General features: G+C 62.8%; 26 protein-coding genes, 1 tRNA gene and 1 riboswitch. Of the genes, 6 read left to right on the top strand and 21 right to left on the bottom strand.

From position 1 onward, the window contains the following. Positions 1-14: 14 nt before the first annotated feature. Positions 15-1,415 carry an adenosylhomocysteinase gene (gene ahcY / locus VA599_RS14915; RefSeq protein ID WP_104946203.1) on the bottom strand — a complete coding sequence of 467 codons (1,401 nt, stop codon included), beginning with the start codon at positions 1,413-1,415 and terminating at the stop codon, positions 15-17. A 72-nt stretch (positions 1,416-1,487) separates the two neighbouring features. Beyond that, positions 1,488-1,579: riboswitch (S-adenosyl-L-homocysteine riboswitch) on the bottom strand. A gap of 89 nt (positions 1,580-1,668) precedes the next feature. Here ahcY and VA599_RS14910 point away from each other — a divergent pair. Beyond that, positions 1,669-3,258 carry a histidine kinase N-terminal 7TM domain-containing protein gene (locus tag VA599_RS14910; protein ID WP_346789290.1) on the top strand — a complete coding sequence of 530 codons (1,590 nt, stop codon included), beginning with the start codon at positions 1,669-1,671 and terminating at the stop codon, positions 3,256-3,258. 47 nt (positions 3,259-3,305) lie between these two features. Here VA599_RS14910 and metK read toward each other — a convergent pair whose 3' ends face one another. After that, positions 3,306-4,475: a methionine adenosyltransferase gene (gene metK, locus VA599_RS14905; RefSeq protein ID WP_231152987.1), complete on the bottom strand. Its 1,170-nt coding sequence runs from the start codon at positions 4,473-4,475 to the stop codon at positions 3,306-3,308. A gap of 76 nt (positions 4,476-4,551) precedes the next feature. Between metK and VA599_RS14900 the strand changes: the two genes are divergently transcribed. From VA599_RS14900 to VA599_RS14880, 5 genes are all read left to right on the top strand, one after another. Then, a complete protein-coding gene (locus tag VA599_RS14900) occupies positions 4,552-5,448 on the top strand; it encodes a lysophospholipid acyltransferase family protein (RefSeq protein WP_346789288.1) in 897 nt (298 codons plus the stop codon). Then, complete coding sequence (locus VA599_RS14895) at positions 5,445-6,311, top strand: lipid A biosynthesis lauroyl acyltransferase (RefSeq protein WP_346789287.1); 867 nt, start codon at positions 5,445-5,447, stop codon at positions 6,309-6,311. Before VA599_RS14900 ends, VA599_RS14895 begins: the two co-directional genes overlap by 4 nt. Before the next feature lie 128 nt (positions 6,312-6,439). Then, positions 6,440-7,108, top strand: a complete 669-nt coding sequence (locus VA599_RS14890) for a CsgG/HfaB family protein (RefSeq protein WP_021476512.1) — start codon at positions 6,440-6,442, stop codon at positions 7,106-7,108. Between the two features lie 32 nt (positions 7,109-7,140). Next, positions 7,141-7,509, top strand: a complete 369-nt coding sequence (locus VA599_RS14885) for a DUF4810 domain-containing protein (protein WP_346789286.1) — start codon at positions 7,141-7,143, stop codon at positions 7,507-7,509. Positions 7,510-7,518: 9 nt separating this feature from the next. Beyond that, on the top strand, positions 7,519-8,181 hold the full coding sequence (locus tag VA599_RS14880; RefSeq protein ID WP_021476510.1) for a DUF799 domain-containing protein: 663 nt from the start codon (positions 7,519-7,521) through the stop codon (positions 8,179-8,181). Between the two features lie 63 nt (positions 8,182-8,244). Here VA599_RS14880 and VA599_RS14875 read toward each other — a convergent pair whose 3' ends face one another. From VA599_RS14875 to tpiA, 19 genes are all read right to left on the bottom strand, one after another. After that, on the bottom strand, positions 8,245-9,000 hold the full coding sequence (locus VA599_RS14875; protein WP_161627458.1) for a ribonuclease T2 family protein: 756 nt from the start codon (positions 8,998-9,000) through the stop codon (positions 8,245-8,247). A gap of 127 nt (positions 9,001-9,127) precedes the next feature. Further along, on the bottom strand, positions 9,128-9,424 hold the full coding sequence (locus VA599_RS14870) for a DUF2818 family protein (protein ID WP_346789284.1): 297 nt from the start codon (positions 9,422-9,424) through the stop codon (positions 9,128-9,130). 10 nt (positions 9,425-9,434) lie between these two features. Further along, on the bottom strand, positions 9,435-10,889 hold the full coding sequence (gene nuoN, locus VA599_RS14865; protein WP_346789282.1) for an NADH-quinone oxidoreductase subunit NuoN: 1,455 nt from the start codon (positions 10,887-10,889) through the stop codon (positions 9,435-9,437). Positions 10,890-10,910: 21 nt separating this feature from the next. Beyond that, positions 10,911-12,410 carry an NADH-quinone oxidoreductase subunit M gene (locus tag VA599_RS14860; RefSeq protein ID WP_021476506.1) on the bottom strand — a complete coding sequence of 500 codons (1,500 nt, stop codon included), beginning with the start codon at positions 12,408-12,410 and terminating at the stop codon, positions 10,911-10,913. A gap of 40 nt (positions 12,411-12,450) precedes the next feature. Continuing rightward, positions 12,451-14,502, bottom strand: a complete 2,052-nt coding sequence (gene nuoL, locus VA599_RS14855; protein ID WP_021476505.1) for an NADH-quinone oxidoreductase subunit L — start codon at positions 14,500-14,502, stop codon at positions 12,451-12,453. A 33-nt stretch (positions 14,503-14,535) separates the two neighbouring features. Further along, the gene (gene nuoK, locus VA599_RS14850) at positions 14,536-14,841 is read right to left on the bottom strand and encodes an NADH-quinone oxidoreductase subunit NuoK (protein WP_011134506.1); all 306 of its coding nucleotides are present in this window, start codon (positions 14,839-14,841) and stop codon (positions 14,536-14,538) included. A gap of 28 nt (positions 14,842-14,869) precedes the next feature. Then, a complete protein-coding gene (locus tag VA599_RS14845) occupies positions 14,870-15,514 on the bottom strand; it encodes an NADH-quinone oxidoreductase subunit J (protein WP_021476504.1) in 645 nt (214 codons plus the stop codon). A 9-nt stretch (positions 15,515-15,523) separates the two neighbouring features. Continuing rightward, positions 15,524-16,003 carry an NADH-quinone oxidoreductase subunit NuoI gene (gene nuoI / locus VA599_RS14840; protein WP_199776295.1) on the bottom strand — a complete coding sequence of 160 codons (480 nt, stop codon included), beginning with the start codon at positions 16,001-16,003 and terminating at the stop codon, positions 15,524-15,526. A gap of 29 nt (positions 16,004-16,032) precedes the next feature. Further along, entirely contained in the window at positions 16,033-17,079 is a 1,047-nt protein-coding gene (gene nuoH, locus VA599_RS14835) for an NADH-quinone oxidoreductase subunit NuoH (protein ID WP_021476502.1), read from the bottom strand. 3 nt (positions 17,080-17,082) lie between these two features. Further along, on the bottom strand, positions 17,083-19,404 hold the full coding sequence (gene nuoG / locus VA599_RS14830) for an NADH-quinone oxidoreductase subunit NuoG (protein ID WP_346789278.1): 2,322 nt from the start codon (positions 19,402-19,404) through the stop codon (positions 17,083-17,085). A gap of 3 nt (positions 19,405-19,407) precedes the next feature. Then, on the bottom strand, positions 19,408-20,703 hold the full coding sequence (gene nuoF, locus VA599_RS14825) for an NADH-quinone oxidoreductase subunit NuoF (RefSeq protein WP_021476500.1): 1,296 nt from the start codon (positions 20,701-20,703) through the stop codon (positions 19,408-19,410). Continuing rightward, complete coding sequence (nuoE, locus tag VA599_RS14820) at positions 20,703-21,203, bottom strand: NADH-quinone oxidoreductase subunit NuoE (protein WP_021476499.1); 501 nt, start codon at positions 21,201-21,203, stop codon at positions 20,703-20,705. The genes nuoF and nuoE overlap by 1 nt, the downstream gene beginning before the upstream one ends. Beyond that, positions 21,203-22,456 (bottom strand): NADH-quinone oxidoreductase subunit D, encoded by a 1,254-nt coding sequence (locus VA599_RS14815; RefSeq protein ID WP_046155444.1) that lies wholly within the window; start codon positions 22,454-22,456, stop codon positions 21,203-21,205. Before VA599_RS14815 ends, nuoE begins: the two co-directional genes overlap by 1 nt. Beyond that, positions 22,449-23,045 carry an NADH-quinone oxidoreductase subunit C gene (locus tag VA599_RS14810; RefSeq protein ID WP_021476497.1) on the bottom strand — a complete coding sequence of 199 codons (597 nt, stop codon included), beginning with the start codon at positions 23,043-23,045 and terminating at the stop codon, positions 22,449-22,451. The genes VA599_RS14815 and VA599_RS14810 overlap by 8 nt, the downstream gene beginning before the upstream one ends. Positions 23,046-23,055: 10 nt before the next feature. Continuing rightward, positions 23,056-23,532 (bottom strand): NuoB/complex I 20 kDa subunit family protein, encoded by a 477-nt coding sequence (locus VA599_RS14805; RefSeq protein ID WP_011134497.1) that lies wholly within the window; start codon positions 23,530-23,532, stop codon positions 23,056-23,058. Then, positions 23,523-23,879, bottom strand: a complete 357-nt coding sequence (locus VA599_RS14800) for an NADH-quinone oxidoreductase subunit A (RefSeq protein WP_011134496.1) — start codon at positions 23,877-23,879, stop codon at positions 23,523-23,525. Before VA599_RS14800 ends, VA599_RS14805 begins: the two co-directional genes overlap by 10 nt. 91 nt (positions 23,880-23,970) lie before the next feature. Further along, positions 23,971-24,055 (bottom strand) — tRNA-Leu (locus VA599_RS14795). Positions 24,056-24,074: 19 nt separating this feature from the next. Further along, entirely contained in the window at positions 24,075-24,425 is a 351-nt protein-coding gene (gene secG / locus VA599_RS14790) for a preprotein translocase subunit SecG (RefSeq protein WP_021476496.1), read from the bottom strand. Between the two features lies 1 nt (position 24,426). Beyond that, a complete protein-coding gene (tpiA, locus tag VA599_RS14785; protein ID WP_346789273.1) occupies positions 24,427-25,173 on the bottom strand; it encodes a triose-phosphate isomerase in 747 nt (248 codons plus the stop codon). Positions 25,174-25,198 lie beyond the last annotated feature (25 nt).

Genomic DNA, 25,198 nt, shown 5'->3' with positions numbered 1-25,198 from the left:
CCTAGGTTCAATAATCAATAACGATAGTGATCCGGCTTATAAGGGCCTTGCTTGGGCACGCTGATGTAAGCGGCCTGCTGATCGGAAAGTTCGGTCAGGCGCGCGCCGATGCGGGCGAGGTGCAGGCGCGCCACCTTCTCGTCCAGATGCTTGGGCAGCACGTACACTTTCTTTTCATACTGATGGCCGTTGGCGAACAATTCGATCTGCGCCAGCACCTGGTTGGTGAAGCTGTTGGACATCACGAAGCTCGGGTGGCCGGTGCCGCAGCCCAGGTTCACCAGGCGGCCTTCGGCCAGCAGGATGATGCGCTTGCCGTCGGGGAAGATGATATGGTCGACCTGCGGCTTGATGTTCTCCCACTGGTACTGGCGCAGCGACGCGACCTCGATCTCGCTGTCGAAGTGGCCGATATTGCAGACGATGGCGTTGTGACGCATCTTCTTCATGTGATCGTGGGTGATCACGCCGACGTTGCCGGTGGAGGTGACGAAGATGTCGGCCTGATCGGCCACCTCGTCCATGCGCACCACGCGGTAGCCTTCCATCGAAGCCTGCAGCGCGCAGATCGGGTCGATCTCGGTCACCCACACGGTGGCGCCCAGGCCGCGCAAGCTCTGCGCGCAGCCCTTGCCCACATCGCCGTAGCCCAGCACCACCGCCACCTTGCCAGCCACCATCACGTCGGTGGCGCGCTTGATGCCGTCCACCAGGCTCTCGCGGCAGCCGTACAGGTTGTCGAACTTGGACTTGGTGACGGAGTCGTTGACGTTGATCGCCGGGAACGGCAGCTGGCTGTCCTTCTCCAGCTGGTACAGGCGATGCACGCCGGTGGTGGTTTCCTCGGTAACGCCCTGGATGTGCTGCAGGCGCTTGGAGTACCAGCGCGGGTCGATGGCCAGATGGCGCTTGATCGACGCGAACAGCGCGGTCTCTTCCTCATTGGTGGGGTGGGCGATCGCGCCGATGTCCTGCTCGGCCTTGCTGCCCAGCATCAGCAGCAGCGTGGCGTCGCCGCCGTCGTCCAGGATCATGTTGGCCGGCTGGCCCTCGGGCCATTCGAAGATCTTGTGGCTGAATTCCCAGTACTCGTCCAGGCTCTCGCCCTTGAACGCGAACACCGGAATCTCGGCGGAGGCGATGGCGGCCGCGGCATGGTCCTGGGTGGAGAAGATATTGCACGACGCCCAGCGCACTTCGGCGCCCAGCGCCGTCAGGGTCTCGATCAGCACCGCGGTCTGCACCGTCATGTGCAGGCTGCCGGCGATGCGGGCGCCGCGCAGCGGCTGCGCGGCGTGGTATTCGTCGCGGACCGCCATCAGACCGGGCATTTCGGTCTCGGCGATGTTCAGTTCCTTGCGCCCCCAACCGGCAAGCGCGATGTCTGCTACATGGAAATCGGAAAAATCAGCCATCGTGAAGCATCCTTGTTCACGCGGCCAGCCAGGATGCGGCCCACCCGTCATCCCGTGCCGCCACGGTCATGAGTCAGGTGAGCGCCGTTGGGTCGCTGGCTGATGAAACGGCCTGCGGCTGCCCGAGCCTGGGGAGAAGACTCCTCGCAGCGCTCCTCGGGTGACCGGGACATTATACCCAGTCGAATCGGAAAAGGTAGGACTTGTCATGTCAAAGCGATAAACTAAGGGCTTGTCCTTCCGCCGGACCGCCATGAGTTTCGTGTTCACCCCGCTAGCCGCGCTATCCGGCCTGGCCGCGCTGCTGGCCGCCGCCATCAGCATCATCGCCTGGAGCCGCAGGCAATTCGCCGGCGTGCGCTGGCTGGCTCTGCTGATGGCCTCGGTCGCGTTCTGGGCGGCTGGCGCGATGTGCGAGCTGTCCGTCACCAGCATAGCCGCCAAGCTGTTCTGGTCCAAGGTGGAATACCTCGGCACGCTGAGCACCCCGGTGCTGTTTCTGCTGCTGGCGCTAGACTACAACCACATCTCGCTGCGGCGGCGCGGACTGGCCCTTCTGTTCGCCATTCCCGTCGTCTGCCTGCTGCTGGCGGCCTCCAACGAGCGCCACCACTTGGTTTGGACCAGCTTCCAGCCCAGCCCCTCGGGCCACAACCTGCTGATCTACGGCCATGGGCCGGCATTCTGGCTGGGTGTGGCCGGTTATTCCTATCTGATGATGCTGTTGGGCAGCCTACTGCTGATCCGCGCGCTGCACTACTTTCCCGCGCACTTCCGCGGCCAGTCGCTGACGCTGATGCTCAGCGCGATCGCACCCTGGTTCGGCAATATTCTTTACCTGACCGGCGCCTTTCCCCTGCAAGGCCTGGACCCGACGCCGCACTCTTTCGCCTTCACCGGCCTGATCTTCGCGATCGATCTGCTCTACCTGCGCCAGCTGCATCTGGTGCCGGTGGCGCGCGCCCGCGCCTTCGAGGCCATGGGCGACGGCGTGGTGGTGGTCGACCACCAGTTGCGCATACTCGACATCAACCCGTCCGGGGTCCGCATGCTGGGCGGCGCGCCGGCGGACTGGCCCGGCCAGCCGCTGCCCGCTCCATGGCTGGAGGCCAGCATGCTGGAAACCGGCGCGCATCTGGAGCTGACGACGCCGGACGGCAGCCGCATCCTCGACATCCGCGCCTACGAAATCGAGCCTTTCCACAAGCCGGCGCGCACCCGCATGCTGGTGATGCGCGACATCACCCAGCGGCGGCAAGCCGAAGACGCGCTGCGCGAGGCCAATCTGCAGCTGACCGACAGATTGGCGCAAATCGAAACGCTGCAGGCGGCGCTGCGCGAACAGACGCTGCGCGATCCGCTGACGCATCTGTTCAACCGCCGCTATCTGGACGAAACCTTCGAGCGCGAACGCGAGCGCGCCGAGCGCGAGGCGAAGCCGATCGCGGTGGCGATGATGGATCTGGACGACTTCAAGCGCATCAACGACCTGCACGGCCACCAGGTCGGCGACAGGGTGCTGCAGGCATTGGCCCGCCTGCTGCAACAGCAAAGCCGGGCCGCCGACATCGTCTGCCGGCTGGGCGGCGAGGAATTCATGGTGGTGCTGCCGGGCAGCGACGCCGAGCAGGCGCAACAGCGGGTTGAAGCATGGCGGCGCGATTTTCATCGCCTTGAGCACATCGGCGAACATCCGTTCCGCGCCAGCTTCTCCTGCGGCATCGCCGCACTGCCCGGCAACGGCCGCGCGCTGGACGAGCTGTATCGCCGCGCCGACCAGGCGCTATACCAGGCCAAAGCCGCCGGGAAAAACTGCAGCGTGCGCGCAGCCAACGGCCAATAAAAAACCGCCAGCGAAAACTGGCGGTTTTTAGACCACGGCCGGGTAGCTTACAGGCCGGCGTCGGCGCGCAGCGCCTCGACCTTGTCAGTGCGCTCCCAGCTGAATTCCGGCTCCTCGCGGCCGAAGTGGCCGTAAGCGGCGGTCTTGCCGTAGATCGGACGCAGCAGGTCCAGCATCTGGATGATGCCTTTCGGACGCAGGTCGAAATGCTTCTTCACCAGCTCAACGATCTTCTCGTTCGGGATGCGGTTGGTGCCGAAGGTGTCCACCGCGATCGAGGTCGGCTCAGCCACGCCGATCGCGTACGACACCTGGATCTGGCACTGGCGGGCCAGGCCGGCGGCGACGATGTTCTTCGCCACGTAGCGGCCGGCATACGCCGCCGAACGGTCGACCTTGGACGGATCCTTGCCGGAGAACGCGCCGCCGCCGTGCGGCGCCGCGCCACCATAGGTGTCAACGATGATCTTGCGGCCGGTCAAACCGCAGTCGCCCATCGGGCCGCCGATGACGAAGCGGCCGGTCGGATTGATCAGGAACTTGGTTTCCGCCGTGATCATTTCCGGCGGCAGCACCGGCTTGACGATGTCTTCGATCACCGCTTCGGACAGCGTCTTGTGATCGATGTCCGGGCTGTGCTGGGTGGACAGCACCACGGTGTCGATGCGCTTGGGCAGGCCGGTGGCGCCGTCGTACACGCAGGTGATCTGGCTCTTGGCGTCCGGACGCAGCCACGGCAGGCGGCCGTCCTTGCGCAGTTCGGCCTGGCGCTGCACCAGACGGTGCGCATAGTAGATCGGGAACGGCATCAGCGTCGGCGTTTCGTCGCAGGCGTAGCCGAACATCAGGCCCTGGTCGCCGGCGCCCTGATTCAGGTCCAGGCCCTCGCCTTCGTTCACGCCTTGGGCGATGTCCGGCGATTGCTTGTCGTAGCAAGCCATCACCGCGCAGCCGCGGTAGTCGAAGCCCAGCTCGGAGTCGTCGTAGCCGATGCGCTTGATGGTCTCGCGAGCTATCTTGATGTAATCGATGTTGGCGGTGGTGGTGATCTCGCCGGCCAATACGACCAGGCCGGTGTTGACCAGCGTCTCGGCCGCGACGCGCGCGTGCTTGTCCTCGCGCAGGATCGCATCGAGGATGGCGTCGGAAATCTGGTCGGCTACCTTGTCCGGATGGCCTTCGGAAACCGATTCGGAGGTAAACAGGTATTCACTCATTTATTATGCGTTCCCAAAAAATACAAAACCCCGTGATGGTAGAATAGGCCGCTTTCAGATCAAGACCGCTCAGCTTATGTCCAAGCTAGTCCAACTGCTACTGACCTTCCTGGCGAGCCTCCCATTATCCTGGCTACAAGGTTTGGGCGCCGCTCTGGGGCGGCTGACTTACCTCGCATCGCCCCGTTTTGCGGCGCGGCTGCGGGAAAATCTTGGTTTTAGTAAAATCTACGAAACCTATCAGCTTTTACCGCAGCAAGTCAAACTAGCAGCAGCGGAAACCGGCAAGGGCGCGCTGGAGCTGGCCATCGCCTGGTGCCGCAGCCCGGAAGACATCGCCGCCATGGTCAAGCAGTGCCACGGCTGGGAGCATGTCGAGACCGCTCTGGAACAGAATAACGGCATCGTCTTCATCACACCACATCTGGGCAGCTATGACATCGCCGGCCGCTACATCAGTTCGCGGTTGCCGTTTCCGCTGACCGCGATGTACCGGCCGCCCAAGCTACAGTGGCTGGAGCCGGTGATGCAGGCCGGCCGCGCGCGCGGCAAGGGCAAGACCGCGCCGGCCACCGCCGCTGGCGTGAGAGTGCTGATGAAGGCGCTGAAATCCGGCGAAGCCACCATCATCCTGCCCGACCAGGCGCCCGGCAATGGCGAAGGCGTATGGGCGCCCTTCTTCGGCCGCCCGGCCTACACGATGACGCTGGCGCCCCGCCTGGCGCAGATGAACAAGGTCACCACGCTGTTCTTCGTCGGCGAGCGCTTGCCCGGCGGACAGGGTTTCATCGTCCATATCGAACCGCTGGCTCAGCCGTTCACCGGCGACAAGGAAGCCGACTGCGCGCTGATGAACACCCAGGTGGAAAACCTGATCCGCCGCTTCCCCAGCCAGTATCTGTGGAGCTATAACCGCTACAAATGCCCGGCCGGCGTCACCCGGCCGGACACCGAACAACAAGGACACGCATGAAATTCGCTTTCGCCCTGCTGTGGCTGATTCGCCTGCTGCCGATGCGGGCCATCGGCCTCATCGCCGCCGGCCTGGGCAACCTCGCCTACCTGCTGGCGCGCGGCCGCCGCCGCGTCGGCCTGATCAATCTGCGGCTGTGTTTCCCAGACATGCCGCTGGCCGAACGCAAGCGACTGATCCGCAAGAACTGCCAGCACATGATACGGCTGGCGCTGGAGTACGGCGTGTGCTGGTGGAGTTCGGCCAAGCGGATCGACAATCTGGTGGACATCAAGAACCTGCATTACGTCACCGCTCTTCGCGACAAGGGCGAGGATGTGATCCTGTTCTATCCGCACTTCGTCGGCTTCGAGATGTGCGTCTACGCGCTTAACCAGTACATCCCGCTGGTCAGCGTGTATTCGCACCAGAAGAACGAGGCGCTGGACAAGCAGATCTACGCCGGACGCCAGCGCTACGACAACGCCTACATCGTGTCGCGCCAGGAAGGCCTGCGTCCCATCATCAAGGCGATGCGCAAGGACCACGCGCCCTTCCTGTATCTGCCGGACCAGGATTTCGGCGTCCGCGACTCGCTGTTCGTCGACTTCTTCGGCGTCAAGGCGGCCACCATCACCGGAATGTCGCGCATCGCCAAGCTGGCTCGCGCCAAGGTGGTGCCGGCGATCCCCCGCCGCGTCGGCGATCGCTTCGAGCTGGAGTTCTACCCGCCTTGGGACGGCTATCCCAGCGAAGACATCGAGGCCGATACCCGCCGCATGAACGCTTTCCTGGAAGACCGCGTCCGCGAAATTCCAGACCAGTATTTCTGGCTGCACAAACGCTTCAAGAACCGCCCGCAGGGCGAGACGCGCGTCTATTGATCCGGCAGGCCGGGCGCTTGCCCGGCCTCAAATGTCACTCACCTAATCCGATGGCAGTCTTCCAACTTACGGTATATTGTTAACCGCCGTTAACATACGCACACGTATTTAAAACAGGAAGATTGTTAATGATAAAACAAACGCTTTTCACCGCCGCCCTGGCAGCCGCCCTGCTGTCCGGCTGCGCCACCGAGTCGTCCCAGACGCTCGCGGTCGCGCAGGTCGCCAGCGCCAACAAGCCTTACAACGGTCCGCGCGCACCGATTTCGGTCGGCAAGTTCGACAACCGCTCCAGCTTCATGCGCGGCATCTTCTCCGATGGCGTCGACCACCTGGGCAGCCAGGCCAAGACCGTGCTGATCACCCATCTGCAGCAGAGCAACCGCTTCAACGTGCTTGACCGCGACAACCTGGCGGAGATCAAGCAGGAAGCCGGCCTGAAGAAGCAGGCGCAAGCGCTGAAGGGCGCCGACTACGTGATCACCGGCGACGTCACCGAATTCGGCCGCAAGGAAGTGGGCGACCACCAGCTGTTCGGCATCCTCGGCCGCGGCAAGCAACAGATCGCCTACGCCAAGGTCAGCTTGAACGTGGTCAACACCCAAACCTCCGAAGTCGTCTTCTCTTCCCAGGGCGCCGGCGAATACTCGCTGTCCAATCGCGAGATCATCGGTTTCGGCGGCACCGCCAGCTACGACTCCACGCTGAACGGCAAGGTGCTGGATCTGGCCATGCGCGAAGCGGTCAACAACCTGGTCAACGGCATCGACTCCGGCGCCTGGACGCCCGGCAAATAAGCCTCAACCCACACAAAAACAAAACCGAGACAATGAAAACGAAAAGCATCAAACCGCATCGCCGCGTGATCGGCATGCTGGCCGGCTGCGCGCTGCTCAGCGCCTGCGCGACCGGCCCCAAGACTCTCTATCAATGGGAGTCGTACCAACCGGAAGTGTATGAATACCTGAAAGGCGACGGCGCGGACGCTCAGAAGCAGATCTCCGTGCTGGAAGAAGGGCTGCAGAAGATCCGCGCCAAGGGCAATCAGGAGCCACCGGGCTATCACGCCCATCTGGGCATGTTGTACGCAAACGCCGGCAACACCGACCGGATGGCGCAGGAGTTCGAAGCCGAGAAGAAGCTGTTCCCCGAATCCACTTCCTATCTTAACTTCCTGATGAGCAAGCTGAAAAAATAAGAGGACATCATGCTCAAACATCTCGTCAAGGCGATGCTGATCGCCTCTTTGGCCGCGCTGGCCACCGGCTGCGCCGCCCCGGTCGTCAATCGCGACTACACCGCCTACAAGCAGAGCCGTCCGCGCGCCATCCTGGTGCTGCCGCCGGTCAATGACTCGCCGGAAGTCAACGGCCCCATCGGCGTGCTGTCGCAGATGACCTACCCGCTGGCCGAAGCCGGCTACTACGTGGTCCCCGTCGCGCTGATGACGGAAACCTTCAAGCAGAACGGCCTCTCCACCGCCAACGACATTCAGGCGGTCTCTCCGGCCAAGCTGCGCGAGATCTTCGGCGCAGATGCCGCGCTGTACACCACGGTCAAGCGCTATGGCGTGCGCTACAGCGTGCTGGACAGCGTCGCGGAAGTGGAAGTGCAAACCAAGCTGGTGGATCTGAAAAGCGGCCAGGAGCTGTGGGCCGGCAGCGCCGCCGCCAACAACGCCAACAGCAACAACAATAATGCGGGCGGACTGGTGGGCATGCTGATCAACGCCGCGATCAAGCAGATCGTCAACAGCGCCACCGACGCCACCTATCCGGTCGCCGGCATGGCCAGCAATCAGCTGCTCTCCGCGGGGCACGCCAACGGCGTGCTGTACGGCCCTCGCTCGCCGCAATACGGCACCGACTGAGCGTCTAGCTTACGGATGGAAAGCCGCCCGGCCTCACGGCCGGGCGGCTTTTTCATGCCTCGCTCACCATTTGGGCAACAGGAAGGGCTGGGAGCAGGTGTCCTCCCGCTCTGCCGCCGGCGTGTCCATGAAGCTGTCCACCTCCGGGAAGCGGTCCAGCTTGTCCTTCTTCAGCGTGAACCACAGCTCGGTCAGCACGTTGCGTCCCTTGGCGTCCTTGGCGCAGCGCAGTTGCAGCGCGCCGCGCTCGCCGGTGGCGTAGCCCTTGGTGAACGCATCCTTCACTTCCGCGCCGGTGCGGGTCTGGCCGGCCTGGGCGCTCAGGTAGCGGCCAAAATCGCTGTCCACCACCGCTTCGCGCAGCTGCAGCGCGGTGGAGAAGAATTCGTTGGCGTCGTAGCCGAAGCACTGCGCATGCTTCACGTATTCATGGGTCTGCAGATCGCTGGCGAGCTGCGGCATCGTTTCCTTCAGCCTCTGCCGCAGCTCTTCGGACAGCAGCGGGACCGCCGTCACATGCGGCAGCATCGAGCAGCCCGACGCCCACCATTGCTGCACTTTCACGCCCTGGTCTTCAAGGCTCTTGGGTTCCGACGCCCACAAACCGTGCAGGCCGATCAATTCCTCCTTGGGCTGGCTCGGCAGACAGCCCTCTCCGCCCGCGGTGCAGAAGCCCGGCAGCCAGGCCAGCGCGAAGGTGTAATGGGCGAAATCGCCGTGGCGGGCTGGTTTCAGCTCATCGGCCTGGGCAACGCCCGCCAACAGGGCGAACAGGGAGACTGTCAGTAATTTGCGCATGATGATGACCATTGGGTTCATTCCGCATTTCATGCGGATATAAAATGTCAATTTCAATCAAAAAGCGATATTAAGCAAGGAGCCGCAACAAATGACAATAAAAAAAGCACTGCCTAGGCAGTGCTTTGTTGCTTGCGCGTTCGCGCGGCTATTGTCCTGGCTTGCGCCAGAAATAGCGGTAGACGAAGCCCGGAAAGGCCGCCACCACGAACAGCGCGAAAGTGGTGACGTAAAACTGCCAATTCTGCGCATGCACCGGCATCGTCTGCGCCTCCAGCAGGCGGGCCATCAGGCCCACCAGCAGATACAGCGCGACGAGCTCCAGCGCCTGCCAGCCGAAGTGCTTGCGCGCCACCTTGAACACGCAGGCCACGCGGGCGGTGGCGAACGGCAAGTTGGCGGCCGCCAGGGCCAGCAGCAGCAAGATCACGATGCCGGTCTGCATGGCCCAGTCCTTACATCATGCTCAGAGACTGGCGCATCACTTGCGCGCACAGCTCAAGCAGCGACTGCGGCAGGATGCCCACCGCCAGCAGCGCCAGCGCGTTCAGCGACAGCACCAGCTTCATGTCGGCGCGAACGTTGATCGGGGCGTTGTCCTGGGCGTCGTCAAAGTAGATGGCCTTGACCACGCGCAGGTAGTAGAAGGCGCCGATCACCGACATCAGCACGGAGAACACGGCCAGCTTGATCATGCCGATCTGCACCACGGCCTGGATCACCGCGAACTTGGCATAGAAGCCCGCCAGCGGCGGGATGCCGGCCATCGAGAACATGGCCAGCAGCATCAGCAGCGCGTACCAGCTGTTGCGGCTGTTCAGCCCCTTCAGATCGTCGATCTTCTCGCATTCGAAGCCCTTGCGCGACAGCGCCAGGATGATGCCGAAGCTGACCAGCGACATCGCCACGTACACCACCGCGTAGAACAGCGCGGCGGAGTAACCCTGCTTGGTGCCGGCCAGCACGCCCAGAAGCAAGAAGCCCATGTGCGAGATGGTGGAGTAAGCCAGCATCCGCTTGATGTTGGTCTGCACGATGGCGGTGATGTTGCCGATCGCCATCGACAGCACGGCGACGATGATCAGCATGCCTTGCCAGTCGCCCACCAGCGCGTCCAGGCCCTGGGCCAGGATGCGCAGCACGAACACGAAGGCGGCCAGCTTGGGGGCGGCGCCGACCATCAGCGTGACGGAAGTCGGCGAGCCTTGATAAACATCGGGCACCCACATGTGGAACGGCACGGCGCCCAGCTTGAAGCTCAGGCCGGCGACGATGAACACCAGGCCGAAGATCAGCAGCACGCCATTGGCGGAGTGCGACTTGATCGCCTTGGCGATGGCGGCCAGTTCCAGCGAGCCAGTGGCGCCGTAGATCATCGAGATGCCGTACAACAGCAGGCCGGAGGCCAGCGCGCCCAGCACGAAATACTTCATCGCCGACTCGGTGGCCGGGACGGAGTCGCGCTGCAGCGCGATCAGCGAGTACAGCGCCAGCGACAGCAGTTCCAGGCCCATATACAGGGTCAGGAAGTGCGAGGCGGACACCATCAGGTTCATGCCCAGGAGCGCGAACAGCGACAGCGAGAAGTACTCGCCCTTGAACAGGCCACGGTCGGCGGTGTACTGGCGGCTGTACACCAGCACGATGGCGGTGACGCCGTACATCGCCAGCTTGACCAGCGCCGCCAGCGGATCGGCGACGAACATGCCGGAGAACGTGGTCACCGGGTACGGGGTAAAGGTGCATACCTGCGCGACGGCGGCGCCGACCAGGGTCAGCAGCGTCAGGCCGTAGGTGATGCAGCGCTTTTCATCCGAGATGAAAAGATCCAGCATCAGCACCACCAGCAACGCGCCGATCAGGAACAGCTCCGGCATCGCGGGTATCAGGTTGAGATCAGCCCAATTCATTTGTGTGTATTCCTTCCGTCCTTACGGCAGCTTGGTCTGCGCGACGTGCGTGATCAGGTCGTTGACCGCCAGGTGCATCTTGGCGACGAAAGCCTGCGGGTACAGACCCATGCCCAGCACCATCAGGGCCAGGATGGCCAGCACCAGGAACTCGCGCTTGTTGACGTCGGACAGCTCGGCCACATGCTCGTTGGCCACATCGCCGAAGATCACGCGCTTGTACATCCACAGGGTGTAGGCGGCGCCGAAGATCAGCGTGGTGGCGGCCAGCGCGGCGTACCAGAAGTTCACCTGCACCGCGCCCATGATCACCATGAACTCGCCGACGAAGCCGGAAGTGGCCGGCAGGCCGGAGTTGGCCATCGCGAACAGCATCATGAAGGCGGCGAAGATAGGCATCTTGTTGGCCACGCCGCCGTAGTCGGCGATGTTGCGGCTGTGCACGCGGTCGTACATCACGCCGATGCAGAAGAACATCGCGGCGGAGACGAAGCCGTGGGACACCATCTGCACCAGCGCGCCTTCGACGGCCCACTGGTTCAGCTCGCTGCCGGTGAACAGGAACAGGCCCAGGGTCACGAAGCCCATGTGGGAGATGGACGAGTACGCAACCAGCTTCTTCATGTCGGACTGAACCAGCGCCACCAGGCCGATATAGACCACCGCCACCAGCGACAGGCCGATGATGATGGGCGACAGCTCGCGCGCGGCGTCCGGCATGATGGGCAGGATGAACCGCAGGAAGCCGTAGGCGCCGATCTTCAGCGTGATCGCGGCCAGCACCATGGAGCCGCCGGTCGGCGCTTCCACGTGGGCGTCAGGCAGCCAGGTGTGGACCGGCCACATCGGCACCTTCACCGCGAAGGACATGAAGAAGGCGACGAACAGCAGGATCTGCACCGTCAGCGAAATCTTGGCGATGTCGTGGAAAGCCAGGATCTCGAAGCTCTTGCCGGCCTGGAAGTACAGGTAGATCAACGCCACCAGCATCAGCAGCGAGCCGAGCAGCGTGTACAGGAAGAACTTGATCGACGCGTAGACGCGGCGCGGACCGCCCCAGACGCCGATGATCAGGTACATCGGAATCAGCATGCCTTCGAAGAAGACATAGAACAGGATGGCGTCCAGCGCGGCGAAAGCGCCGTTGATCAGGCCGGACATGATCAGGAAGGCGGCCATGTACTGCGACACGCGCTTCTGGATCACTTCCCAGCCAGCGATCACCACCAACAGCGTGGTGAAGCTGTTGAGCACCACGAACAGCATCGAGATGCCGTCCACGCCCAGGTGGTAGTTGATGTTGAGCGAAGCGATCCACGGCTTCATCTCTTCGAACTGCATGCCGCCGTTCAGGTTGTTGAACTCGGTGAACAGCGGGATCGACAGCAGGAAGCCCGCCAGGGCTCCCGCCACCGCCAGCCAGCGCGCCAGCGGCGCGCGCTGGTCGCCGCCGGTGGCCAGCACTACCAGGCCGGCCAGTATCGGCGTCCAGATCACCAGACTTAACAGATTTGTGAACATAGTCAAACCTATATTGTTATTTCAATCCCGGAATCCGGACTCAGCGCAGGATCAGCGGCAGGAACCACCAGGTCATCAGACCCAGCACGCCGATGATCATCGCGGTGGCGTAGCTGTAGATGAAACCGGTCTGCGCGCGGCGAACCACGCTGGAGAACCAGCCCACCAGCTTGGCGGTGCCATTGACCAGCAGGCCGTCGATCAGCAGCGTGTCGCCCACCTTCCAGAACAAGGTGCCCAGCGCGCGCGAACCCTTGGCGAACACGGCGAAATAGATCTCGTCCAGGTAGTACTTGTTTTCCAGCAGCTTGTGGATCGGAGCGCACTTTTCCTTGATGGCGGCCGGGATGTGCGGCGCCTTCATGTAGAAGTACCAGGCCACGACGACGCCGGCGATGGCCAGCCACAGCGGCAGCGTGGTGAACGAGTGCAGCGTCATGGCGAAGGCGCCGTGGAACTCGTGCGCCAGCTCTTCCATGCCCGGATGCGCTTCGTTGTTGACCGCGATCACGCCCTTGAAGAAGTCGCCGTAAACCAGCTTGTCGATGGCGAAGTAGCCCACCAGCACCGACGGAATGGCCAGCAGCACCAGCGGCAGCGTCACCACCCACGGCGATTCGTGCGGCTTGTCGTTCGGGCCCAGGCCATGATGGTGGTCGTGGGACACTTCTTCCTCATCGCTGTCGCCATGGTGCTCGTGGTGCGAGCCATGGTTCTCCATCCAGCGCTCCTTGCCGTGGAAGACCAGGAAGTACATGCGGAAGGAGTAGAAGGCGGTGATGAACACGCCAGCCACGACGGCGAAGTAGGCGAAGCCGGCCGCGGACAGATGCGAAGCGGCGACCGCCTCGATGATCGAGTCCTTGGAGTAGAAGCCGGAGAAGAACGGCGTGCCGATCAGCGCCAGCGAGCCCAGCAGCGAAGTCAGCCAGGTGATGGGCATGTACTTGCGCAGGCCGCCCATATTGCGCATGTCCTGATCGTGGTGCATGCCGATGATCACGGAGCCGGCCGCCAGGAACAGCAGCGCCTTGAAGAAGGCGTGGGTCATCACGTGGAACATCGCCACCGAGTACGCCGAAGCGCCCAGCGCCACGGTCATGTAGCCCAGCTGCGACAGCGTGGAGTAAGCCACCACGCGCTTGATGTCGTTCTGGACGATGCCGAGGAAGCCCATGAACAGCGCGGTGATCGAGCCTGCCACCATCACCACGTTCAGCGCGGTGTCGGACATCTCGAACAACGGGCTCATGCGCGACACCATGAAGATGCCGGCGGTCACCATGGTGGCCGCGTGGATCAGCGCCGAGATCGGGGTCGGGCCTTCCATCGAGTCCGGCAGCCACACGTGCAGCGGGAACTGGGCGGATTTGCCCATCGCACCGATGAACAGCAGGATGCAGGTGACGGTCAGCAGCGACCATTGCTGGCCGGGAATGATCTCGATGGTCTTCTGCGCCAGCGCCGGCGCGGCGGCGAACACGTCGCTGTAGTTCAGCGAGCCGCCGAAGTAGGCCAGCACCAGGCCGATGCCCAGCAGGAAGCCGAAGTCGCCGACGCGGTTGACCAGGAAGGCCTTCAGGTTGGCGAACACCGCGGTCGAGCGCTTGAACCAGAAGCCGATCAGCAGATAGGACACCAGGCCCACAGCTTCCCAGCCGAAGAACAGCTGGACGAAGTTGTTGCTCATCACCAGCATCAGCATCGAGAAGGTGAACAGCGAGATGTAGCTGAAGAAACGCTGGTAGCCCGGATCGTCCTGCATGTAGCCGATGGTGTAGATATGCACCATCAGCGACACGCTGGTGACCACCACCAGCATCATCGCGGTCAGCGAGTCGACCAGGAAGCCGACCGAGTACTCGTAGCCGCCGACGGTCAGCCAGGTGTAGACCGGTCCGTTGAACACTTCCGCGCTTCCATTGAGGAAACCCAGAAGCACCTTGAGCGACAGCGCGGCGGACACCGCCACGCCGGCTATCGTCACGACGTGCGAGGCGCGCCGTCCGATCGCCCATCCAAACAGGCCCGCAATGATGGAACCCGCCAACGGGGCGAGTGCAATCAGCAGGTATAAGCTCTTCATATCCATGCTTTTGTGCTTTGTAATGGTTCCGGTTTGCCGTTAGCCCTTGAGGCTGCCCAAGTCTTCAACGTTGATGCTCTGCAGGTTGCGGAACAGCACCACCAGGATCGCCAGACCAATGGCGGACTCGGCGGCGGCAACCGTCAGGATGAAGAACACGAAGATCTGGCCTGCCGAATCCGACAGGTAGTGCGAGAACGCGATGAAGTTGAAATTCACCGCCAGCAGCATCAGCTCGATGGCCATCAGCAGGATGATCAGGTTTTTCCGGTTCAGGAAAATCCCGAGCACGCTGATGGCGAACAGGATGGCGGCCAGCACCAGAAAGTGAGTCAGTGTCAGCACGTTTCCTCCCTTATTGGTTGATTGGCCGTCAGGCCTGTTGCTCACCGGAATCGGCCTGTTCGGCTTCTTCCACTTTTTTCACGGCGTCCATCTTGACGATGCGGACGCGGTCTTCGCGGCGCACCTTCACCTGGACGGCGGGGTCGATCGTCTTGGTGTCCTTGCGCGCGCGCATGGTCAGGCCGATGGCGGCGATCATCGCCAGCAACAGCACGACCGCCGCGATCTCGAACGGCAGCAGATAGGTGGTGTACAGCTGGCTGCCCAGCATCTTCACATTGCTGAAGTCGGCGGCCAGCGGCGCGGCGGCCTTGTACTGCGACAGCGCGGCCTGCGGGCTGACCAGGATCAGCGCCATTTCGAACACCATGATGGCGCCGACGGTGGCGGCCACCGGCAGGTTCTTCCAGAAACCTTCGCGCAGCTTCTCGATGTTGATGTCCAGCATCATCACCACGAACAGGAACAGCACCATCACCGCGCCGACATAAACCAGCACCAGCGTGATCGCCAGGAACTCCGACTCCATCAGCAGCCAGTGGCCGGCGCTGGTGAAGAAGGCCAGCACCAGGAACAGCGCGGCGTGAACCGGGTTCTTGGCGGTGACCACCCGCACGCCGGCGAAGACCAGAATGGCGGACAGAACGTAGAAAATTACCGTAGTTAGGTTCATGGCCTCCCCTTAGCGATACTTGGCGTCGGCCGCCTTGTTGGCGGCGATTTCGGCCTCGTACTTGTCGCCGATGGCCAGCAGCATCGGCTTGGTGTAGTAGAGGTCGCCACGTTTTTCACCGTGGTATTCGAAGATGTGGGTTTCCACGATGGCGTCCACCGGACAGGCTTCCTCGCAGAAGCCGCAGAAGATGCACTTGGTCAGATCGATGTCGTAGCGCGTGGTGCGGCGGGTGCCGTCGTCGCGCTGCTCGGACTCGATGTTGATGGCCAGCGCCGGACACACCGCCTCGCACAGCTTGCACGCGATGCAGCGCTCTTCGCCGTTGGCGTAGCGGCGCTGCGCGTGCAGGCCGCGGAAGCGCGGCGAAATCGGCGTCTTCTCTTCCGGGAACTGCACCGTGATCTTGCGGGCGAAGAAGTAGCGGCCAGTGACCATAAGGCCCTTGACCAGCTCCACCAGCAGGAAGGTCTTGAAAAAGTTGCGGATCGAATTCATTTTTTCACCTATCCCCTGTCTCAGTGCCAGATGGACAGCGGGGTAAACATCCACACGCCCACCACCAGAATCCACGCCAGGGTCACCGGGATGAACACCTTCCAGCCCAGACGCATGATCTGGTCGTAGCGATAGCGCGGGAAGGTGGCGCGGAACCACAGGAAGCAGAACAGCACCATCGACACCTTGATCGCCAGCCAGTGGAAACCGCCGGCGCCCAGGATGCCCCACGACGCCGGGAACGGCGACAGCCAGCCGCCCAGGAACAGCAGCGCGGTCAGCGCGGCGACCAGGATCATGTTGGCGTATTCGGCCAGGAAGAAGATCGCGAACGCCATGCCCGAATATTCAACGTGGAAACCGGCGACGATTTCCGACTCGCCTTCCGCCACGTCGAACGGCGCGCGGTTGGTCTCGGCCACGCCGGAGATCAGGTAGACGATGAACAGCGGGAACAGCGGAATCCAGTTCCAGGACAGCAGCGAACCGCCGCCCATGCCGAAAGACTGCTGCTTGACGATGTCGACCAGGTTCAGGCTGCCGGAAACCATCAGCACGCCCACCAGCGCGAAGCCCATCGCCAGCTCGTACGAAACGATCTGGGCGGCGGAACGCATGGCGCCGAGGAAGGAGTACTTCGAGTTGCCCGCCCAGCCGGCGATGATCACGCCGTACACGCCCATCGAGGTCAGCGCCAGGATGTACAGCAGCGAAGCGTTGACGTTGGCCACCACTAGGTGTTCGGTGAACGGAATCACCGCCCAGGCCGCCAGAGCCGGTCCGATGGACAGCACCGGCGCCAGCAGGAACAAGCCCTTGCTGGAGTTGGTGGGCAGGATGATTTCCTTCATCAGCAACTTCACCGCGTCGGCGATGGGCTGCAGCAGACCGAAATAACCGACCCGGTTCGGGCCGATGCGGATCTGCATGTAGCCGATCACCTTGCGCTCGGCCAGCGTCAGATACGCCACGCAGCCCAACATCGGCAGCACGATGGCGATGATCTTCAGCAGGGTCCACACCAGGAGCCCTGCGTCAGTGCCAAGAATACCTTGCAAGAACTCCATCGTTTACCCCTGCTTGATCTCGATTGCGTCGAACATGCCGCCCAGCGCCAGCGTGGAAGCGTGCGCGGCGGCGACCCGTACCACGTCGGCCGGCAGGCTGTCGTCGGCTTCGACCGAAACGCGCGCCTCGCCCTCGCCCTGCTTCAGCAACGCGGTGGAACCGGCTGCCACGCCCAGCTTGGCCAGCAGGCCGCTGTGCGCGCGGACGACGGCGGCGCCCTTGGCTTCATTGGTTTGCTGCAGCGACGGCGCGCGACGGCAAATGGCGTCGGCTTGGTACATCGGCACTTCGCCTACGCGGACGATGCCGGAGGACACGGCCGGATCGGCTGCGACCTTGGACAGCGCGTTGTTCAGCTTGGAGGCCAGATCGCCGAACTCGGCGCGGACTTCCTCGGCGCTGTTCTGCTCGAAGCCTGACAGGCCCAGCATATTGCCCAACACGCGCAGCACCTTCCAGGCCGGACGGGTTTCGCCCAGCGGCTTCACCACGCCATTGAAGGTCTGCAGCTTGCCTTCCATGTTGACGAAGGAGCCGGCGGTTTCGGAGAACGGCGCGACCGGCAGCAGCACGTCGGCGTAGTCCAGCAGGCCCTGGCCCTTGTAGGCGGTCAGCGCGATCACGGTGGCGGCCTGCTTCATCGCGGCCACGGCGGCCTGCGGGTTGTAGCTGTCGAACTCCACTTCGGTGTTCAGCAGGAAGTAGGCCTTTTTCGGCTTGGCGATCATCGCGGCGGCGTTGCCGCCGGCCTTCGGCAGCGCGCCCACCAGCTCGGCGCCCACGCTGTTGGCGGCTTCGGCCAGAACACCGAAACGCGCGCCCGACAGGCGGGAGATTTCCTGAGCCAGCGACAGCAACTGGCCGTAGGCCGGATGATGTTGCGCGACATTGCCCAGCACCACGAACGCGGTTTCCGCGCCGGTCAGGCTTTCGGCGATGCGACGGGCTTCGGCGGAAACTTCAACCGCGGCCAGGTCGATCTCGCTAGCGCCTGCCTTGATCTCAGCCACGGCCTTCAGCACCTGCGACAGCGCGTTCACCAGCGCCAGCGGCGACACGATCAGCTTGCCGTTGATCTTGGTCAGCAGATTGTCGTCGGCGACGTGGATAATGTTGAGGTCGGCGCCCTTCTTGACCGAGGCGCGCAGGCGGGAAGCCAGCAGCGGCTGTTCCTTGCGCAGCGAGGCGCCCACCGCCAGCACCGACTTGGCGTCGGCCAGTTCGGCGATGGTGGAGCCCAGCCATTCGGCGCCCTGCTTGGCGCTGTCGGCGGAGAAGTCGCTGCGGCGCAGGCGGTAGTCGATGGCGTTCACGCCGAAAGCGCGCGCCAGCTTCTGCGCCAGGTGCAGCTCCTCGGTGGTGGAGTGCGGGTTCAGCAGGAAGCCGATGGCGTCCTTGCCATGATCGGCGGACACGCCGTTCAGGCCCTTGACCACGTAGTTCAGCGCGGTTTCCCAGTCGGTCTCGTGCCACTTGCCGTCGAACTTGATCATCGGCTTGGTGAGACGCTCGGCGCTGTTCAGGCCTTCGTAGGAGAAGCGGTCGCGGTCGGCGATCCAACACTCGTTGATGGCTTCGTTTTCCAGCGGCAGCACGCGCATCACTTCGTTGCTCTTCACCTGGACCACCAGGTTGGAGCCGAGGCCGTCGTGCGGGCTCACCGACTTGCGGCGCGACAGCTCCCAAGCGCGGGTACTGTAGCGGAACGGCTTGGACGTCAGCGCGCCCACCGGGCACAGGTCGATCACGTTGCCGGAGATTTCCGAGTCCACGGTCTTGCCCAGGAACGGCAGGATCTCGGAGAACTCGCTGCGGTTGGCCATGCCGATTTCCTGGAAGCCGCCCACTTCTTCAGTGAAGCGGACGCAGCGCGTGCAGTGGATGCAGCGCGACATTTCCTCGGCGGAAACCAGCGGACCCATGTCCTTGCCCACCACCACGCGCTTCTCTTCCTCGTAACGCGAGGTGGAGTTGCCGTAGCCGACCGCCAGATCCTGCAGCTGGCATTCGCCGCCCTGGTCGCAGATCGGGCAATCCAGCGGGTGGTTGATCAGCAGGAATTCCATCACGCCCTGCTGGGCCTTCTTGGCCAGCGGCGACGCGGTATGGACCTTCATGCCGTCGGTGACGGGGGTGGCACAGGCCGGCAGCGGTTTCGGCGCCTTTTCCACTTCCACCAGGCACATCCGACAGTTGGCCGCGATGGACAGCTTCTTGTGGTAGCAGAAGTGCGGAATATAGGTGCCCACCGAATGGGCAGCCTCGATGACGGTGCTGCCTTGCGGCACCGTCAGTTTCTTACCGTCGATTTCGATTTCAAGCATCGCTCAACACCATTTGTGATCCACCAAGGTCTTTCCGTGTTCGATCGCGTACTCGAACTCCTCGCGGAAATGCTTGGTGAAACTGCGAACCGGGAACACCGCGGCGTCGGCCAGCGCGCAGATGGTGCGGCCGGCCATGTTGTTGCCCACGGAATCCAGGAGCTCCAGATCGCCCTTGCGGCCTTGGCCATTGACGATGCGATGGATCACCTTGTACAGCCAGCCGGTGCCTTCGCGGCACGGCGTGCACTGGCCGCAGGATTCTTCGTGGTAGAAATAGGCCAGACGCTCCAACGCCTTGACCATGCACACGTCCTCGTTCATCACGATCACGGCGCCTGAACCCAGCATTGAGCCAGCCTTGGCGATGCTGTCGTAGTCCATCGTGCACTGCATCATGATGTCGGCCGGCAGCACCGGAGCGGACGAGCCGCCCGGGATCACCGCCTTCAGCTTCTTGCCGTCGCGCATGCCGCCGGCCATTTCCAGCAGCTCGGAGAACGGGGTGCCCAGCGCGATCTCGTAGTTGCCCGGACGGTTGACGTGGCCGGAAACCGAGAACAGCTTGGTGCCGCCGTTGTTCGGCTTGCCCTTCTCGAGGAAGGTCTGCGCGCCGTCGCGGATGATGAACGGCACCGAGGCGAACGATTCGGTGTTGTTGATGGTGGTCGGCTTGCCGTACAGGCCGAAGCTGGCCGGGAACGGCGGCTTGAAGCGCGGCTGGCCCTTCTTGCCTTCCAGCGACTCCAGCAGCGCGGTTTCTTCGCCGCAGATGTAGGCGCCGTAGCCGTGATGGGCGAACAGGTCGAAGTTGAATCCGGAGCCCAGGATGTTCTGGCCCAGGAAACCCGCCTTGCGCGCCTCTTCCAGCGCCTCTTCGAACAGCACGTAGTCTTCGAAGATTTCGCCGTGGATGTAGTTGTAACCCGCCTTGGTGCCCATCGCGTAACCGGCGATGATCATGCCCTCGATCAGCGAGTGCGGGTTGTAGCGGATGATGTCGCGGTCCTTGAAGGTGCCCGGCTCGCCCTCGTCCGTATTGCAGACGACGTACTTGTCGCCCGGGAACGAGCGCGGCATGAAGCTCCATTTCAGGCCGGTCGGAAAGCCCGCGCCGCCGCGGCCGCGCAGGCCGGAGTTCTTCACTTCCGCGATCACGTCTTCCTGCGTCATCTTGGAATCGAGGATGCGGCGCAGCGCCTGGTAGCCGCCGCGGGCCACGTAGGCGTCCAGACGCCAGCAGTCGGGCTGGCTGGTGTCGACGCCGTCGAAAATCACGCCATTAGCGAAGACAGCCATTATTTCAACTCCGCCAGTTTTTTATCGATTGCTGCGGGCGTCATGAAGCTGCACATCTTGTGGTTGTTCACCAGCAAGACCGGCGCGTCGCCGCAGGCGCCCATGCATTCGCCTTCCAGCAGGGTGTACATGCCGTCGGCGCTGGTTTCGCCGATGGCGATGCCCAGCTTCTTCGAGATGTACTCCGCGGCGTTGACGCCGCCGGACAGCGCACAGGGCAGGTTGGTGCAGACGGTGATCTTGAATTTGCCCACCGGCTTCATGTCGTACATGTTGTAGAAGGTGGCGACTTCGTAGGCGGCCACCGGGGCGATGCCCAGGTAGTTGGCCACGAACTCGATCAGCTCCTGGTTCAGGCAGCGCGCTTCCGGGGTTTCACCGGCGGCGCGCCGCTCGTCCAGCGCGATGCGCAGCGCGCCCATGACGGCGGAGCGCTTCTGGTCGGCCGGATATTTGGCGACCTCGCGGTCGATCAAGGCTAGCGATTGTGCGGACAGCATCAGCGGTCAATCTCCCCAAACACGATATCCTGCGTACCGATGATCGCGACGACGTCGGCGATCATGTGGCCCTTGGCCATCTCGTCCAGCGCGGCCAAATGGGCGTAACCCGGCGCGCGGATCTTGAGGCGGTACGGTTTGTTGGCGCCGTCGGACACCAGGTAGATGCCGAACTCGCCCTTCGGGTGCTCCACCGCGGCGTAAGCCTCGCCTTCCGGCACGTGCATGCCTTCGGTGAACAGCTTGAAGTGGTGGATCAGGTCTTCCATATTGGACTTCATGCCTTCGCGCGAAGGCGGAGCCACCTTATGGTTGTCGGTGATCACCGGGCCGGGGTTGGCGCGCAGCCAGGCCACGCACTGCTGGATGATGCGGTTGGATTGGCGCATTTCCTCGACGCGCACCAGGTAGCGGTCGTAGCAGTCGCCGCCCACGCCCACCGGCACGTCGAAGTCCATCTTGTCGTACACGTCGTACGGCTGGGTCTTTCGCAGGTCCCAGGCGATGCCGGAACCGCGCAGCATCGGGCCGGTCATGCCCAGGTTCAGCGCGCGCTCGGCCGTCACCACGCCGATGCCCACCGTCCGTTGCTTCCAGATACGGTTGTCGGTCAGCAGGGTTTCGTACTCGTCGACATAGCCCGGGAAACGGTCGGTGAAATCGCTGATGAAGTCCAGCATCGAGCCCTTGCGGCCTTCGTTCAGGCGCGCCAGCTCTTTGGCGTTCTTGATCTTGGATACGGTGTACTGCGGCATGCTGTCCGGCAGGTCGCGGTAGACGCCGCCCGGACGGAAGTAAGCCGCGTGCATGCGCGCGCCCGACACCGCCTCGTAGCAGTCCATCAGATCTTCGCGCTCGCGGAAGGCGTACAGGAACATGGTCATCGCGCCGATGTCCAGCGCGTGGGCGCCGATCCACAGCAGGTGGTTCAGCACGCGGGTGATTTCGGCGAACATCACGCGGATGTACTGCGCGCGCTCCGGCACCTCGATGCCCATCATCTTCTCGATGGCCAGGCAGTAGGCATGCTCGTTGCACATCATGGACACGTAGTCGAGACGATCCATGTACGGCAGCGACTGGATGAAGGTCTTGCTTTCGGCCAGCTTCTCGGTGCCGCGGTGCAGCAGGCCGATGTGCGGGTCGGCGCGCTGGACGACTTCGCCGTCCAGTTCCAGCACCAGGCGCAGCACGCCGTGCGCGGCCGGGTGTTGCGGGCCGAAGTTGAGGGTGTAGTTACGGATCTCAGCCACCGTAATTCTCCTCGCGAATGATGCGCGGCGTGATCTCGCGCGGTTCGATGGTGACAGGCTGATAGATCACGCGCTGCTGGGTCGGGTCGTAGCGCATTTCCACGTGTCCGGACAGCGGGAAGTCCTTGCGGAACGGGTGGCCGACGAAACCGTAGTCGGTCAGCAGGCGGCGCAGGTCGGGGTGGCCTTCGAACACGATGCCGTACAGATCGAACGCTTCGCGCTCGAACCAGTTGGCGGCGTTCCAGACGTCGTTGACCGAGGGGATCACCGGGAAATCGTCGTCTGCGGCGAAGACGCGCAGGCGGATGCGATGGTTCAGCTTGACGGACAGCAGATGGTACACGGCGGCGAAGCGCGGGCCGTCCCACGGCTCGTCGCGGTAGGCGCTGTAGTCCATGCCGCAGACGTCGATGCACTGCTCGAAGGCGAGGTCGGCGTGGTCGCGCAGCGTCAGCGCCACGGACGGCAGATCGGACGCCTTGCAGACGATGGTCAGCTCGTCCAGAGCCAGCGCGCTGCTCACGAGCTTGTCGCCCAGCGCCGCGGCAACGACCGAACCCAACGCTTCCATTTTCTTGGAGGCCATAGTTTCTACCTTAGCGGGCGATGGTGTTGGTACGTTTGATCTTGTTCTGCAGCTGGATGATGCCGTACAGCAGCGCTTCCGCGGTCGGCGGACAGCCCGGCACGTAGACATCCACAGGCACGATGCGGTCGCAGCCGCGAACTACAGAATAGGAATAGTGATAGTAGCCGCCGCCGTTGGCACAGGAGCCCATCGAGATCACCCAGCGGGGCTCGGCCATCTGGTCGTAAACCTTGCGCAGGGCCGGCGCCATCTTGTTGCACAGCGTGCCGGCGACAATCATCAGGTCGGACTGGCGGGGGCTGGGACGGAACACGACGCCGAAGCGGTCGAGGTCATAACGCGCCGCGCCGGCGTGCATCATTTCCACCGCACAACAGGCCAGGCCGAAGGTCATCGGCCACAGAGAACCCGTGCGGGTATAGTTGATAAGCTTGTCGGCTGTCGTGGTGACGAAGCCTTTCTCCAGAATCCCTTCTACTCCCATTCCAGAGCTCCCTTCTTCCACATGTAGACGAAGCCGAGCGTCAGCACGGCCAGAAATTCGACCATCACGCCCAAACCATAGACGCCCAGATCCTTCAACACCACCGCCCACGGAAACAGGAAGGCGATTTCCAGGTCGAACAGGATGAAGAGAATGGCGATCAGGTAATAGCGGACGTCAAACTTCATGCGGGCATCTTCGAAGGCCTCGAAGCCGCATTCGTATGGAGAAAGTTTCTCAGCGTCGGGACGGTTTGGTGCCAGCAGTTTGCCCAAGACAATAGGGCCCACGCCGACCAGAAGTCCGACGATGACAAACATCAGAATGGGAAAGTAGTTTTGCAGCATTTCCCGTACACCCCCAAAAAAAGAGGGGTCGCCCCCTCTTGGCTCCAAATAAAACAGGCCACCGGAGTCCCGGTGGCCTGTTTTTGAATGGTGGTGCCGACAGTGAGACTCGAACTCACACAGCTTTCGCCACTACCCCCTCAAGATAGCGTGTCTACCAATTTCACCATGTCGGCACAGCAAAGCTTTAAATTGTTACTCCGGGATTTTGGAAGCCGTTCCCGAAGCATTTTTATTAGGCGCGCCTGCCGGGATTTGCGGCACAGCCTGTTCAATCTTACCGCCCATCACGCCGAGATCGCTCTTTCCACCCCCGGAAAGAAAGACCAGCGCCAAAGAAGTCGAGAAAAACACCGCGGCAGCAACCGCGGTCGTTCTGCTCAAGAAATTCGCAGAACCAGACGCCCCGAACAGACTGCCGGACGAGCCGCTACCAAAAGCCGCGCCCATATCCGCACCCTTGCCATGCTGCATCAGAACAAGGACGATGATAGATGCTGCGGACAGCAGATTTACAATCCAAATAAGCGTCTTGAGAAGTTCCATACTATATCATTTTTCCTGCGGCTTGGCAAATCACTCTGAATGAACCGGCGTCCAGAGAGGCCCCTCCGACCAGTGCTCCGCCGACGTTTTCCGTCGCCAGGATCGCCTCGGCATTCTCTGCTTTGACACTGCCGCCGTAGAGGACGCGAATCTTATCGGAGCCGGAAACGTTTTGCAAGCACCAATTTTTGATGAATGCATGGATTTCCGCGATCTGCTCAAGCGACGCCACCTTGCCGGTGCCGATGGCCCACACCGGTTCGTAGGCGACAACGTATTCACCATCGGCGATCTCGGCCAGGATGGCAAGCTGTTCCCGCACCACGTCGAGATAAGCGCCGGACTCGCGCTGCTCCAGCGTCTCCCCGACGCACAGCACCGGGACCACGCCAGCGGCGATGGCGTTGCGCATCTTGGCAAGCAAGGCGGCGTTGTCTTCGCGGAAATACTGGCGGCGCTCGGAGTGGCCGACCAACGCGTAGCGGCAGCCGACATCGGCCAACATCTCGGCGCTCACCTCTCCGGTGAAGGCGCCGTCGGCGGCGAAGCGGCTGACGTCCTGGGAGGACAAGGCGATGTTGCCGCCCTTCAGCTGTTCGGCCAGCGCCGCCAGGTAGACGGCGGGAACGGCGATGCCGACGCCTTCGCGATTGGTCTCTCCGTCGGCCAGCAATGCCGCCGCCAGCTGGCGGGCGCTGTCGCCGCGGGTGTTCATCTTCCAGTTGCCAATCACCAGTTTGCCGGACATGCGTTTCTCCACTTCATGTTGCTTG

Source organism: Chromobacterium indicum, assembly GCF_039708975.1.
GTDB classification, from domain to species: domain Bacteria; phylum Pseudomonadota; class Gammaproteobacteria; order Burkholderiales; family Chromobacteriaceae; genus Chromobacterium; species Chromobacterium piscinae.
This window is presented reverse-complemented; position numbering and strand designations above follow the sequence as displayed.

What these genes read in the sequence shown, in the direction of transcription:
- VA599_RS14900 (WP_346789288.1), top strand. Translation starts at nt 4,552, where the DNA reads ATGTCCAAGCTAGTCCAACTGCTACTGACCTTCCTGGCGAGCCTCCCA.
- nuoF (WP_021476500.1), bottom strand. Translation starts at nt 20,703, where the DNA reads ATGGCTGTCTTCGCTAATGGCGTGATTTTCGACGGCGTCGACACCAGC.
- nuoE (WP_021476499.1), bottom strand. Translation starts at nt 21,203, where the DNA reads ATGCTGTCCGCACAATCGCTAGCCTTGATCGACCGCGAGGTCGCCAAA.
- VA599_RS14805 (WP_011134497.1), bottom strand. Translation starts at nt 23,532, where the DNA reads ATGGGAGTAGAAGGGATTCTGGAGAAAGGCTTCGTCACCACGACAGCC.
- VA599_RS14875 (WP_161627458.1), bottom strand. Translation starts at nt 9,000, where the DNA reads ATGAACCCAATGGTCATCATCATGCGCAAATTACTGACAGTCTCCCTG.
- nuoG (WP_346789278.1), bottom strand. Translation starts at nt 19,404, where the DNA reads ATGCTTGAAATCGAAATCGACGGTAAGAAACTGACGGTGCCGCAAGGC.
- VA599_RS14885 (WP_346789286.1), top strand. Translation starts at nt 7,141, where the DNA reads ATGAAAACGAAAAGCATCAAACCGCATCGCCGCGTGATCGGCATGCTG.
- metK (WP_231152987.1), bottom strand. Translation starts at nt 4,475, where the DNA reads ATGAGTGAATACCTGTTTACCTCCGAATCGGTTTCCGAAGGCCATCCG.
- ahcY (WP_104946203.1), bottom strand. Translation starts at nt 1,415, where the DNA reads ATGGCTGATTTTTCCGATTTCCATGTAGCAGACATCGCGCTTGCCGGT.
- VA599_RS14860 (WP_021476506.1), bottom strand. Translation starts at nt 12,410, where the DNA reads ATGTTCACAAATCTGTTAAGTCTGGTGATCTGGACGCCGATACTGGCC.
- nuoL (WP_021476505.1), bottom strand. Translation starts at nt 14,502, where the DNA reads ATGGATATGAAGAGCTTATACCTGCTGATTGCACTCGCCCCGTTGGCG.
- nuoH (WP_021476502.1), bottom strand. Translation starts at nt 17,079, where the DNA reads ATGGAGTTCTTGCAAGGTATTCTTGGCACTGACGCAGGGCTCCTGGTG.
- secG (WP_021476496.1), bottom strand. Translation starts at nt 24,425, where the DNA reads ATGGAACTTCTCAAGACGCTTATTTGGATTGTAAATCTGCTGTCCGCA.
- VA599_RS14880 (WP_021476510.1), top strand. Translation starts at nt 7,519, where the DNA reads ATGCTCAAACATCTCGTCAAGGCGATGCTGATCGCCTCTTTGGCCGCG.
- VA599_RS14845 (WP_021476504.1), bottom strand. Translation starts at nt 15,514, where the DNA reads ATGAACCTAACTACGGTAATTTTCTACGTTCTGTCCGCCATTCTGGTC.
- VA599_RS14910 (WP_346789290.1), top strand. Translation starts at nt 1,669, where the DNA reads ATGAGTTTCGTGTTCACCCCGCTAGCCGCGCTATCCGGCCTGGCCGCG.
- VA599_RS14800 (WP_011134496.1), bottom strand. Translation starts at nt 23,879, where the DNA reads ATGCTGCAAAACTACTTTCCCATTCTGATGTTTGTCATCGTCGGACTT.
- VA599_RS14870 (WP_346789284.1), bottom strand. Translation starts at nt 9,424, where the DNA reads ATGCAGACCGGCATCGTGATCTTGCTGCTGCTGGCCCTGGCGGCCGCC.
- VA599_RS14810 (WP_021476497.1), bottom strand. Translation starts at nt 23,045, where the DNA reads ATGGCCTCCAAGAAAATGGAAGCGTTGGGTTCGGTCGTTGCCGCGGCG.
- VA599_RS14890 (WP_021476512.1), top strand. Translation starts at nt 6,440, where the DNA reads ATGATAAAACAAACGCTTTTCACCGCCGCCCTGGCAGCCGCCCTGCTG.
- tpiA (WP_346789273.1), bottom strand. Translation starts at nt 25,173, where the DNA reads ATGTCCGGCAAACTGGTGATTGGCAACTGGAAGATGAACACCCGCGGC.
- nuoN (WP_346789282.1), bottom strand. Translation starts at nt 10,889, where the DNA reads ATGAATTGGGCTGATCTCAACCTGATACCCGCGATGCCGGAGCTGTTC.
- VA599_RS14895 (WP_346789287.1), top strand. Translation starts at nt 5,445, where the DNA reads ATGAAATTCGCTTTCGCCCTGCTGTGGCTGATTCGCCTGCTGCCGATG.